14 protein-coding genes, 1 pseudogene and 2 riboswitches are annotated in these 10663 nt (G+C 62.1%); of the genes and pseudogenes, 6 read left to right on the top strand and 9 right to left on the bottom strand.

Features of this window, described 5'->3' with window-relative positions:
* The 4 genes and pseudogenes from HJC04_RS30345 to sugE all read left to right on the top strand — a co-directional run.
* A pseudogene (locus tag HJC04_RS30345) lies at window positions 1-161 on the top strand (S-(hydroxymethyl)glutathione dehydrogenase); the annotation flags it as partial.
* Window positions 161-634 (top strand): GNAT family N-acetyltransferase, encoded by a 474-nt coding sequence (locus HJC04_RS30350; protein ID WP_210631215.1) that lies wholly within the window; start codon window positions 161-163, stop codon window positions 632-634. The pseudogene HJC04_RS30345 and the gene HJC04_RS30350, both read left to right, overlap by 1 nt.
* Window positions 635-644: 10 nt before the next feature.
* Window positions 645-1112 carry a YaiI/YqxD family protein gene (locus HJC04_RS30355; protein ID WP_210631214.1) on the top strand — a complete coding sequence of 156 codons (468 nt, stop codon included), beginning with the start codon at window positions 645-647 and terminating at the stop codon, window positions 1110-1112.
* 165 nt (window positions 1113-1277) lie between these two features.
* A complete protein-coding gene (gene sugE / locus HJC04_RS30360) occupies window positions 1278-1592 on the top strand; it encodes a quaternary ammonium compound efflux SMR transporter SugE (protein ID WP_210631213.1) in 315 nt (104 codons plus the stop codon).
* 48 nt (window positions 1593-1640) lie between these two features.
* Here the strand turns inward: sugE and HJC04_RS30365 are convergent, their stop codons facing one another.
* The 7 genes from HJC04_RS30365 to crcB all read right to left on the bottom strand — a co-directional run bounded on the left by HJC04_RS30365 (window position 1641) and on the right by crcB (window position 7147).
* Window positions 1641-2033 (bottom strand): DoxX family protein, encoded by a 393-nt coding sequence (locus tag HJC04_RS30365; protein WP_210631212.1) that lies wholly within the window; start codon window positions 2031-2033, stop codon window positions 1641-1643.
* 111 nt (window positions 2034-2144) lie between these two features.
* A complete protein-coding gene (locus tag HJC04_RS30370) occupies window positions 2145-3677 on the bottom strand; it encodes an acyl-CoA carboxylase subunit beta (RefSeq protein ID WP_210631211.1) in 1533 nt (510 codons plus the stop codon).
* Between the two features lie 36 nt (window positions 3678-3713).
* A complete protein-coding gene (locus HJC04_RS30375) occupies window positions 3714-4172 on the bottom strand; it encodes a hypothetical protein (protein ID WP_210631210.1) in 459 nt (152 codons plus the stop codon).
* Between the two features lie 66 nt (window positions 4173-4238).
* Window positions 4239-5024, bottom strand: a complete 786-nt coding sequence (locus HJC04_RS30380) for an ATP12 family chaperone protein (protein ID WP_221147769.1) — start codon at window positions 5022-5024, stop codon at window positions 4239-4241.
* 9 nt (window positions 5025-5033) lie between these two features.
* Window positions 5034-5687: an HAD-IA family hydrolase gene (locus HJC04_RS30385; RefSeq protein WP_210631208.1), complete on the bottom strand. Its 654-nt coding sequence runs from the start codon at window positions 5685-5687 to the stop codon at window positions 5034-5036.
* On the bottom strand, window positions 5684-6682 hold the full coding sequence (locus HJC04_RS30390) for an RluA family pseudouridine synthase (protein ID WP_210631207.1): 999 nt from the start codon (window positions 6680-6682) through the stop codon (window positions 5684-5686). Before HJC04_RS30390 ends, HJC04_RS30385 begins: the two co-directional genes overlap by 4 nt.
* Window positions 6683-6769: 87 nt before the next feature.
* Window positions 6770-7147, bottom strand: coding sequence for a fluoride efflux transporter CrcB (gene crcB, locus HJC04_RS30395; RefSeq protein ID WP_210631206.1), 378 nt, complete (start codon window positions 7145-7147; stop codon window positions 6770-6772).
* A gap of 119 nt (window positions 7148-7266) precedes the next feature.
* Between crcB and HJC04_RS30400 the strand changes: the two genes are divergently transcribed.
* Window positions 7267-7533 (top strand): hypothetical protein, encoded by a 267-nt coding sequence (locus HJC04_RS30400; protein ID WP_210631205.1) that lies wholly within the window; start codon window positions 7267-7269, stop codon window positions 7531-7533.
* Between the two features lie 62 nt (window positions 7534-7595).
* Here the strand turns inward: HJC04_RS30400 and HJC04_RS30405 are convergent, their stop codons facing one another.
* Both HJC04_RS30405 and HJC04_RS30410 read right to left on the bottom strand, forming a co-directional pair.
* Window positions 7596-8639 carry a copper chaperone PCu(A)C gene (locus HJC04_RS30405; protein ID WP_210631204.1) on the bottom strand — a complete coding sequence of 348 codons (1044 nt, stop codon included), beginning with the start codon at window positions 8637-8639 and terminating at the stop codon, window positions 7596-7598.
* 72 nt (window positions 8640-8711) lie between these two features.
* Window positions 8712-9092 (bottom strand): hypothetical protein, encoded by a 381-nt coding sequence (locus HJC04_RS30410; RefSeq protein ID WP_221123368.1) that lies wholly within the window; start codon window positions 9090-9092, stop codon window positions 8712-8714.
* 158 nt (window positions 9093-9250) lie between these two features.
* A riboswitch (glycine riboswitch) is annotated at window positions 9251-9343 on the top strand.
* A riboswitch (glycine riboswitch) is annotated at window positions 9344-9424 on the top strand. It abuts the riboswitch before it with no gap.
* A 75-nt stretch (window positions 9425-9499) separates the two neighbouring features.
* Here HJC04_RS30410 and gcvT point away from each other — a divergent pair.
* Window positions 9500-10636, top strand: coding sequence for a glycine cleavage system aminomethyltransferase GcvT (gene gcvT / locus HJC04_RS30415; protein ID WP_221123369.1), 1137 nt, complete (start codon window positions 9500-9502; stop codon window positions 10634-10636).
* The last annotated feature ends 27 nt before the right edge of the window (window positions 10637-10663 follow it).

The following is a 10663-nucleotide window of genomic DNA, read 5'->3' on the forward strand; positions in this document are numbered from 1 at the left end:
CGCGCGGCCGCACCGACGTGCCGAAGATCGTCGACTGGTACATGCAGGGCAAGATCCAGATCGATCCGATGATCACCCACACGATGCCGCTCGAAGACATCAACAAGGGCTTCGACTTGATGCACAAGGGCGAAAGCATCCGCGGCGTGGTGGTGTACTGATGGCGGCAGCCAACTACCGGGTCGATCTCAGGCATTTCGATGAGCTCCCCGCGCGGGAGCTCTACGACCTCCTTCGAATGCGGGTCGATGTCTTCGTCGTCGAGCAGAACTGTCCCTATCCGGAACTCGACGGCAAGGACATCGATGCTCTGCATCTGCGACTGCTGGAGGGCGGTGACCTCCTGGCGGCGGCGCGGATCCTGAAACCACATGAGCCACAGGAGCCGTCAAAGATCGGCCGCGTCGTCGTCTCGCCTGCCCATCGCGGCAAACGTCTGGGCGATGCATTGGTGCGCGAATCGATCACCGCCTGTGAGCGGCTTTATCCGGCAAATCCGATCGCCTTGTCGGCGCAGGCCCATCTGCGCCGCTTCTATGAATCCTTCGGCTTTGTCGGGACGTCACAGGAATATCTGGAAGACGGCATTCCCCATGTCGATATGGTCAGACAGCCTGCCATTCATCCGGCATGAGGATACCGCCATGATCTATGTCGACGCCGATGCCTGCCCGGTGAAGCCGGAAATCCTGAAGGTTGCCGAACGCCACGGCCTTGAAGTTACCTTCGTCGCCAATTCCGGCCTGCGCCCGTCCCGCGATCCCATGATCCACAACGTCATCGTTTCCAACGCCTTCGATGCCGCCGATAACTGGATCGCCGAGCGCGCAGGCGCGGGCGACGTCGTCGTTACTGCCGACGTGCCGCTGGCCGTACGCTGCGTCGCGACCGGCGCTTTCGTCAGCGGCCCGACCGGACGTGTCTTCGATGAAACCAATATCGGCATGGCGAGCGCCATGCGCGATCTTGGTGCGCATCTGCGCGAAACCGGGGAAAGCAAAGGTTACAACGCCGCCTTCAGCCCGAAAGACCGCTCGCGATTCCTCGAGACCTTCGATCGCCTCTGCCGCCGCGCCAAGAACCTTTCCAGCGAGGCCGGCGGCCGGCCATGATCTCCTCCGCAGGCCGGCAAGAAACGGGTGGCATGGCAGCCATGCCGATTCCTACCTTGAAGACGGCCGTTCCCTCACTGATATAGGCACTATCGCAGACGACTGCGGCGTCCAGAGGATGCAACCGTCGCGGGGACGGCCTCGCTCTTGAACAAGGAGAGGCGTATGGCCTGGTTTCTGCTTTTTCTCGCCGGTCTTTTCGAATGTGGCTGGGCGATCGGCCTTAAATACACCGAGGGTTTCACGCGGCCGCTGCCGACGGCGCTGACCGTCATTTCAATGGTCGTGAGCGTCGTCCTGCTTGGCCTGGCGGTGAGGTATCTTCCGATCGGCACCGCCTATGCGGTCTGGACCGGCATCGGCACGGTCGGCACCGTGCTCCTCGGCATTTGGCTGCTTGGTGATGGGGCAAGTGTCTCCCGTCTCGCCTGCATCGCGCTGATCGTCACCGGCATCGCCGGCCTCAAGCTCACCGCCTGATTCCGAAATGCTGCGGGGCGCCGAAACGCCCCGCAGTCATTGTCCTTTTCAAGCCATCTTGCGGTTATCGACCGCAAAAGCGCCGGGACCGGAGAAAAACAGGTAGAGGAAGACGAAGCAGAACAAGATCGCGGCGTCGCCCTGGTTGAGGGCCGGGAAGAAGCTGTTCGGGGCATGCGCCATGAAATAAGCGACCGCCATTTGGCCGGCCAGCAGGAAGGCGACCGGACGCGTCAGCAGGCCGACCAGAATGAGGAGACCGCCGACAAGCTCCAGAAGAGCCGCGAAAAGCATCAATGGCGGCAGCGGGCCTGGCATCTGCGCAGCCGGAAAGGCGAAAAGCTTCATCGTGCCATGCTCGATGAACAGCAGTGCAGTGATGATTCTGAGAGCGGCCAGCCCATAGGGGCGATAGGCGGAAAGACGCTCGAAAGTTGACATTAAACCTCTCCATTAAAGAAATTGCAGCCGAGCGTTAGCCCGTCCCCGGCCGCGATTGAACACACGGATCGCTGACGGCCGTTCACTTTTTCGACAGCAGGCGGCCGGATATCAGAGCGGGATATTGTCGTGTTTTTTCCAGGGATTGGCGAGATCCTTGTTGCGCAGCATCTTCAGACCGCGCGCCAGCCGCCGCCGGGTCGAATGCGGCATGATCACCTCGTCGATATAACCGCGCTCGGCAGCGACGAAGGGCGACAGGAACCTGTCCTCGTACATTTTCGTATGGGCGGCGATCTTCTCCGGATCGGCAATATCCTTGCGGAAGATGATCTCGACCGCGCCCTTGGCGCCCATCACGGCGATCTGCGCCGTCGGCCAGGCATAATTCAAATCGCCGCGCAGATGTTTAGACGCCATCACGTCATAGGCACCGCCAAAGGCCTTGCGGGTGATGACGGTGAGCTTCGGCACCGTTGCTTCCGCATAGGCGAAGAGCAGCTTGGCGCCATGCTTGATCAGGCCGCCATATTCCTGCGCCGTGCCCGGCAGAAAGCCCGGCACGTCGACGAACGTGACGATCGGAATATTGAAGCAGTCGCAGAAGCGCACGAAACGCGCCGCCTTGCGCGAGGCATCGCTGTCGAGCACGCCGGCCAGCACCATCGGCTGGTTGGCGACGAAACCGACGGTAGAGCCTTCGACGCGGCCGAAGCCGCAGACGATGTTTTTGGCGAAGCTCTCCTGGATCTCGAAGAAATCCCCCTCGTCCGCCACCTTCCGGATCAGCTCCTTGATATCATAGGGCTTGTTGGCGCTCGCCGGCACCAGCGTGTCGAGCGACGCATCGGTCTCGGTCACTGACTGGTAACATTCGATCTCAGGCACCGGCGACGTGTTCGAAAGCGGCAGGAAATCGATCAGCCGGCGCACCTGCAACAGCGTATCGACATCATTCTCATAGGCGCCGTCGGCAATCGACGAGCGCACCGTATGCACCACGGCGCCGCCGAGTTCTTCAGCCGTAACCGTCTCGTTGGTCACCGTTTTCACCACGTCGGGGCCGGTGACGAACATGTAGGAGGTATCGCGCACCATGAAGATGAAATCGGTCATGGCGGGCGAATAGACGTCGCCGCCGGCGCAGGGGCCCATGATCACGGAAATCTGCGGAATGACGCCCGAGGCAAGCACATTGCGCTGGAAGACTTCGGCATAACCACCAAGCGCGGCCACTCCTTCCTGGATGCGCGCGCCGCCGGCATCGTAGATGCCGACGATTGGCGCGCGGTTCTTCAGCGCCATGTCCTGCACCTTCATGATCTTCTCTGCATGCGCCTCCGAAAGCGAGCCGCCGAAGACGGTGAAGTCCTTGGCGAAGACGAAAACCGTGCGGCCGCTGACCGTGCCCCAGCCGGTAACGACGCCGTCGCCGGCGATACGGCTCTTATCCATGCCGAAATCAGTGGAGCGGTGCTCCACGAACATGTCGAACTCTTCGAAGGAGCCCTCGTCGAGGAAGAGGTCGATGCGCTCGCGCGCCGTCAGCTTGCCGCGCTTGTGCTGAGCATCGATGCGCTCCTTGCCGCCGCCTAGGCGGGCGATGCCGCGGCGGCGTTCCAGTTCTTCGAGAATTTCCTTCATGCGATCTCCCCTCGCCGCTCTCGCGGCCGATATGCGCTAGCGGCTGCGTCCGCTAAGCGAGAAAACCGAGCGAATCCGTGCAGCGACGTCCTCGGCGATGATGTCGTCGGCAAGTTTCGGATCGGCGGCGATACTGGTCACATCGAAGGCGCTGACGGCAATCACCGAGCCATCCTCGACCGAAGCCGCGTCGACGCTGATTTTGGCGACGTTGCGATCCTTTTGGAAACCGAGTCCCTTCTGGATCGAGACCACGCGGATCGTCAGCACCACCCGCGGCAGCACGGTGTCGCGCATCGTTGCATTGATCGCGGCATTGACGCGGTCGTTGATCCCGGCAAGCAGCTCGGCCGGGATGTTCGGGCCGGAAAGAACGACGGCGCTGCGCACATCATAGAGCGGCGCCTTCGGCTTGTTGGCCGAGAGGCTGCCGCAGGCCGTCAGCGCGATACAGACGAGCACGGTCCGGCAAAAACACGACCTCAGCCAATCCATCGCAAAATCCCGCACCACCCGTTGGAGTCGCAGATTTCGCCATAATGTCTGAGAAGGCAATATGTTTCAGGCGCTTAGGGCGAAAAAAACGTCCGCTGCCGCTTTGAACTCGGCAAAGCGCTTGGCCCGCCGCTCTTCGGCTTCCTCGTCGCGCCCCCAATGCTCGATCGTCCAGTCCTCATCGAGATGCGCAAGCGACCATGTCTCCTCCACCGTCACCCGGCCCTCGGCCAAGGCAACCGCTAGGATCGCCGAGCCGGTCAGCGTCGTGATCGTATGGAGGGCGGCGAGCGCCATCGCACTCTGATGCCGCGCCAGCGTCACGGCGAAGGCAGCGGTCGCCTCACGCGGCTGTTCGTGATGCATTACCCCCTCGACGAGAATGAAACGGGCACCGAGATCGCTGGCCGCCCAGTCGATGATCGGGTCCCAACGTTCCCTCTGGCGCTCGACCAGCAGCTCCGGCCCGTCGGCGCGGTAGCAGATGAGGTCGCTCGAGGAAAAGCGGAGAATGTCTTCGAAGATCGCCTGCGTATTGGTTGTCACACCATCCAGCGCGGTGTTGACCAGCCGGGTCACCGGCATAGTGACCGGATCGATTTCCTCGCCCTGCCCACGCCATTCGGCGGCGACAAGTTGTGCGAGCGCCTCTGTGGGAACGGCAAGAACCTGCCGTGCCGGCGTGCGCACCGACTTGCCGTCGAGCATGATTGCGAAACTGCCCTCGTGCTCGGCGACCGCCACGTCGGTGTAGAAACGCTTCGGCAGCGGCTTTTTCGTCTGGATCTGGGCTCGACGGATGGGATCGGGATGGCTCAGTCCCTCGGACAGATCGTTCAGCAGATCGCGCATGGGCTCACCTCAGGAAAAATGGCGCAATATCTCGTTCGGATGGTAGGCGATCGCATCGGCGCCGTTGGCGATCAGCTCATCCACGCTGGCATAACCCCAGGCAACACCGATCGCTTTTGCGCCGGCAGCCTTTGCCATCTGCATATCGTAAACCGCGTCGCCAATGACAATGGTATCGGCGGCATTCATCCCGGTTTCGTCGCAGCATTCCGTCACCATGGCCGGATGCGGCTTGGAGGGGCAGTCGTCGGCGGTGCGCGCAACGACAAAATGCTTGTCGAAGCCGTGCGTCTCCATCACCAGCTTCAGCCCGCGCCGGGATTTGCCGGTCACCGCCCCGATCAGCAGATCCTCGCGGCCGCTGATCGCATCGATCATCTCGCGAATGCCGGCAAACAGCGGCTCTCTGTGGTCGAGATCCCTACGCACGATCGTAAACAGCGATTTATAATGCGCCGTCATGTCGATGTCTTCCTGCTCGACATGCGGCCTGCCCTGCATGCGGGCGATCGCGATATCCAGCGACAGGCCGATAATGGCCTTGGTGTCGTCAAATCGAGGTTCCGCCTTGCCGAACTTCGCGAAGGTGCGGCGCATCGTTTCGTGGATCAGCCCGGCACTGTCGACCAATGTGCCGTCGCAATCAAAAAGCGCAAGTTTCATGCTTCGTCGTCCAGGATGGGAGCCGAATTTTCATCGAAGCCGAGCAAATTCCAGCTCTGCACCATATGCGGCGGCAAAGGCGCGGTGACGCGCAGCCGGCCGCCGGAGGGATGCGGAATGTCGATATGGCGGGCGTGCAGATGCAGCCGCTTCTGGATACCGCCGGGAAAATCCCAGTTCGGATCATCGTCGAAATATTTGGGATCGCCGATGATCGGATGGCCGATGTGCAAAGCGTGAACACGAAGCTGGTGTGTGCGCCCCGTATAGGGCTCCATCTCCAGCCAGGCGAGACGTTGCGCCGCCGTCTCGACGATGCGGTAATAGGACACGGCATGATCGGCGCCCTCTTCGCCATGCTTGGCGATGCGCATGCGGTCGCCATCAGCCGTCGGCTCCTTGACGAGCCAAGTCGAAATCTTGTCCTCACGCTTGCGCGGCACGCCTTTCACCAGAGACCAATAGGTCTTCTTCGTATCGCGCTCGCGGAAGGCGGCCGTCAGCTTCTGTGCCGCGCCCCGGGTGCGGGCGATGACGAGCACGCCTGACGTGTCGCGGTCGAGGCGGTGAACGAGGCGCGGCTTCTCGCCCTTCGGGCTGGTCCAGGCCTCGAGCATCTGGTCGATATGCCTGGCGACACCGGAACCGCCCTGCACGGCAAGGCCGGCCGGTTTGTTGAGGACGATCACCTTGTCGTCCTCATGCAGCACCATGCGTGACAGGAGGTCGAAATCCGTGGAATGTTTGAGATCCTTGCCGGCGATCGGCCCGGTTTTCAGCCTGGCGTCGACATCGAGCGGCGGCACGCGCACCGTCTGACCGGGCTGCACGCGTGCATCCGATTTCACGCGTCCGCCGTCCACGCGTATCTGGCCGGAGCGCAGCAGCTTCTGCAGCGGCCCGAAGCCCAGCCCGGGAAAATGCACCTTGAACCAGCGATCGAGCCGCATGCCCGCCTCGTCAGGTTCAACCTTTATATGTTCTATGCCAGCCATGAATAGTCTTTCGGAAATTGCAGCGCGGGCCAAGCCGGCGTTCTTGCCGCAGCCTTAGAGCATTTTCATGCAAAACGGAAACCGGAATCAGACCAAAGCGCGCATGATGGCGAGGCCCGCGAACACTGCCGCCATCGAAAGGCCGACGCTGGCTGCTATGTAGAGGCCGCCGGCGACAGCCTCGCCGCGCTCGAAGAGCGAGATGGCATCGAGCGAGAAGGCCGAGAAGGTGGTGAAGCCGCCGAGAAAACCGGTGATCAACAGCAGGCGCAGTTCCACCGATGCGTTGAACTTCCGCGCGACCAGTTCGGCAAAGACACCAATGACGAAGCAGCCGACGACATTGACCGCGAGAGTGCCCCAGGGAAAGGCCGGCCCCAGGAGCCTCAGCGCCCATTGACCGACAAAATATCTGAGGACGGAACCGATGGCGCCACCGACGGCGACGAGGAGAGCCTGGATCATGGGCGGAATATCCGAGTTTGAGAACGCAGCCGATCGTGACGGAATAAATTCTTTAAATTCAGTAAAATGCTAACAACTTTCTTATGCCGGCGCCAAGGTCCTGTCGATACTGTGCCGGCATGACCCAGCTCCTGTCCATTTCGGCAAGCACCGCCGCCATTGCCCTGGAAACGCTGAGAATACCGCAGCGCGTCGCCACGAGCACCGCCGCCCGCGACTCGCGCCGGCTCGCTGACCGGCAGTTAAAGGCCGAAGGCACCGAAGGAGTCGACGATCCCGCCAGTATCATCCAGTCGACCGAAGTGGCACTCGACCTGATGGAGAGGGGCAATCGTCAGCCGCAGGCCGGCCTCAAGCAGGCGCTGCAGTCCTACGAAGACGTCTGAGGCAACCGCCTCTCCAGCGAAAAGCCCGCGTCGCGGGCTTTTCTGTCTTAACCAGCCTGTGCTCACTTGCCTTGCGCCGAAAGTACCTGCAGCACCAAGTCAATCTTGCCGGCTTTCTCGAAGCTCAGCGTCACCGGCACCGTATCGCCCTGCTTGAACGGCGTCTTCACCTTCTGGAACATCAGATGCAGGTTGCCGGGCTCAAGCTTCACGGTCTGGCCTGCAGCAACGGCGATGCCATCCTTCAGCTGGCGCATCCGCATGACATTGTCCTTCGTCACCATCTCGTGAATCTGAACCTCACCGGCTGCCGGCGAGCTTACCGACACCAGTCGATCGTCCGTCTGGCCGTTATTCTTCACCGTGAAGAAGCCGCCGCCGACCGGCTGGCCTGGCAGCATCGCCTTGGCGAAGCCGCCGGAGATTTCGAGGTCGCCAGCCTTGACCGTTTCCCCGGCCGGGGCCCCAGCCGCCATAGCGGACATGTCCATGCCGGCTTTGCCGGTCGCGTCCATGCCGGCTTTGCCGGTCGCGTCCATGCCGGGCATGCTCATCCCAGCCATGTCGTCATGGTCGTGGCCATGATCTTCGCCGGCAACGATCTTCAGCAGCGGCGCCGGGCTTTTTAGCTCATGCGCATCGCCGCCAGCCATTGCCACCTGATCCCAGACCGTGACCGCATCGCCGCAGAGCTGCGTCACCGGAAAGGCAAGCGAGCTGCCGGCCTCGACGCCCGAAACCTTCCCCTGGATGACGAAAGCATCGTAGAAATCATCAGAAAGATTGCCATTCTTCCAGCGGATCTCGATAGCGCCCGTCTTCACCTTGTCGCCGTGATTGTCGTAGGTCTTCTGGTAGTCGCCCTTGATCACTTCGAGCTCCCAACCGGCCTTTGGCTGCGGCTTGGCGAAGACGAAACCTTCCGGCAGTTTCACCCGCACTTCCGTGGTCGCCTTGCCATCACAGCCATGCGGCACCTGCAGCGTGGCGAGAATCGTGGTGTCCAGCGGCACCTCGCGGTCGAGGAAGCTGACATGCGCCTCGGCGCCGGCGAAGGCGGTAGCGGAAAGAAGCGCGGAAAGCGCGAAAGTCTTGATTGTTTTCATCGGATATCTCCTCGCCGGTCGCTATCTTCTTTGGGCGAACCGGCATTCTGCGTCTTAGGTTGCGGAGGCAGATCAGATGAGGGAAGGAGGCGCACGCGAATTTGCCCGGCTGACGGCGCTGACGCCGGCAACGGCCGCGGCCTCCATCGGGGCATTGACGAGCGAGGCGAGCTTGCGCGCGAGCCACGAACCCGCATCCGGCATCGGCAGGATCACCGACGCAGACAGCCGGCAGGCTTCGCAATTCGGCTTGAAGCCGACAGTCTTGCCTCCCGCCTCCTTCACTGTGACGCAGAGCGACGCAAAGCTGCCATCCGGCAGCATGTAGGCCGCGGCATCATAACCATCTGAAGCGGCAGCCTGCGGGGCCTGATGGGCGAATCCGAGCAAAAGCAGGCCCAAGGCGCAAAACATGCGCAGGAAGAGCATCGCTTTCAGTCCTGTCCGCCGCATGAAATCCCCTTCAACAGCAAGTCGCGATAGCCGTTTTCACGGCCGAATGCAAAAGCAGATTTGCCGCAGATCGCGCCCTGCCGTGAGTATGGCGACAAAAATTTGTCAGGTCACGACATTTGGCCTTGCCAAGTGCTGCGCCCGCCGGATAATTGCGGCCAACCCTGTTGGGAGAATCCGGTGCTTGTGCCACCGGTGCCGAAGGAGCAACCGCCCCGGAAACTCTCAGGCCAAAGGACCAGCAAGGGGGCAGACGGAACTCTGGAGAGAAGCGTTCTCGAAACGCTCGCCGAAGGGATAACAATCTCAGGCAAAGGGACAGAGGGGGCTCAGGAGAGAAGCGCGCAGCCGCGCCTTCAGATTTGAGCCCGCGCCTCAGCAAAAGGCGCAAACCCCGGAGGCGTCGTTTGGACGATACTGCTGCCCTCAAGAAAACCCCGCTGCATGCCCTGCATCTTTCGCTCGGCGCCCGCATGGTGCCGTTTGCGGGTTACGACATGCCGGTGCAATATCCCGCCGGCGTCATGAAGGAACATCTTCATACCCGCGCCGAGGCTGGCCTCTTCGACGTCTCCCACATGGGCCAAGTCATCGTGAAGGCGAAGTCGGGCAGCTATGAGGATGCGGCGCTGGCGCTCGAAAGCCTTGTGCCTGTCGATATTCTCGGGCTCCCGGCAGGCCGCCAGCGCTATGGCTTCTTCACCGACGATACCGGCGGCATTCTCGACGATCTGATGATCACCCATCTCGACGACCACCTTTTCGTCGTCGTCAACGCCGCCTGCAAGGAGGCCGATCTCGCCCATCTGCAGGCCCATATCGGCGACCAGTGCGATATCACCCTTTTGGATCGCGCGCTGATCGCGCTGCAGGGACCGCGGGCGGTCGAGGTTCTCGCCGAACTCTGGGCCGACGTCGCGGCGATGAAATTCATGGATGTGCGCCACTGCCGCCTGCACGACGTTTCCTGCCTTGTCTCGCGTTCCGGCTATAGCGGCGAGGACGGCTTCGAAATCTCCGTCCCGGCTGACAAGGCCGAAGATGTCGCCATGCGGTTGCTCGAACATCCGGACGTCCAGGCGATCGGCCTCGGCGCCCGTGACTCCCTGCGTCTGGAAGCCGGCCTCTGCCTTTATGGCAACGACATCGACACCACCACCTCGCCGGTCGAGGCAGCGCTCAAATGGGCGATGCAGAAGGCGCGGCGGGCCGGCGGCGCACGCGCCGGCGGCTTTCCGGGCTCCGGCCGCATCCTCTCCGAACTCGAAAACGGCGCGGCCCGCCGTCGTGTCGGCCTGAAGCCGGAGGGCAAGGCGCCGGTGCGCGGCCATGCCAAGCTTTACGCCGATGCCGAGGGCAAGACCGAAATCGGCGAAGTCACATCGGGCGGCTTCGGCCCCAGCGTCGAAGGTCCCGTCGCCATGGGCTATCTGCCGATCTCCCATGCTGCGGTGGGCACCCAGGTCTATGCCGAGGTGCGCGGCAAGTTCCTGCCCGTCACTGTCTCCGCCCTGCCCTTCGTCACGCCGACCTACAAACGCTGAAACCCTGTTTTCCGAAAGGATTTTTCC

The organism is Rhizobium sp. NLR8a, assembly GCF_019685235.1.
GTDB lineage: Bacteria > Pseudomonadota > Alphaproteobacteria > Rhizobiales > Rhizobiaceae > Rhizobium.

Coding starts and splice junctions, on each gene's coding strand:
- HJC04_RS30350 (WP_210631215.1), top strand. CDS start 161: ATGGCGGCAGCCAACTACCGGGTCGATCTCAGGCATTTCGATGAGCTC.
- HJC04_RS30355 (WP_210631214.1), top strand. CDS start 645: ATGATCTATGTCGACGCCGATGCCTGCCCGGTGAAGCCGGAAATCCTG.
- sugE (WP_210631213.1), top strand. CDS start 1,278: ATGGCCTGGTTTCTGCTTTTTCTCGCCGGTCTTTTCGAATGTGGCTGG.
- HJC04_RS30365 (WP_210631212.1), bottom strand. CDS start 2,033: ATGTCAACTTTCGAGCGTCTTTCCGCCTATCGCCCCTATGGGCTGGCC.
- HJC04_RS30370 (WP_210631211.1), bottom strand. CDS start 3,677: ATGAAGGAAATTCTCGAAGAACTGGAACGCCGCCGCGGCATCGCCCGC.
- HJC04_RS30375 (WP_210631210.1), bottom strand. CDS start 4,172: ATGGATTGGCTGAGGTCGTGTTTTTGCCGGACCGTGCTCGTCTGTATC.
- HJC04_RS30380 (WP_221147769.1), bottom strand. CDS start 5,024: ATGCGCGATCTGCTGAACGATCTGTCCGAGGGACTGAGCCATCCCGAT.
- HJC04_RS30385 (WP_210631208.1), bottom strand. CDS start 5,687: ATGAAACTTGCGCTTTTTGATTGCGACGGCACATTGGTCGACAGTGCC.
- HJC04_RS30390 (WP_210631207.1), bottom strand. CDS start 6,682: ATGGCTGGCATAGAACATATAAAGGTTGAACCTGACGAGGCGGGCATG.
- crcB (WP_210631206.1), bottom strand. CDS start 7,147: ATGATCCAGGCTCTCCTCGTCGCCGTCGGTGGCGCCATCGGTTCCGTC.
- HJC04_RS30400 (WP_210631205.1), top strand. CDS start 7,267: ATGACCCAGCTCCTGTCCATTTCGGCAAGCACCGCCGCCATTGCCCTG.
- HJC04_RS30405 (WP_210631204.1), bottom strand. CDS start 8,639: ATGAAAACAATCAAGACTTTCGCGCTTTCCGCGCTTCTTTCCGCTACC.
- HJC04_RS30410 (WP_221123368.1), bottom strand. CDS start 9,092: ATGCGGCGGACAGGACTGAAAGCGATGCTCTTCCTGCGCATGTTTTGC.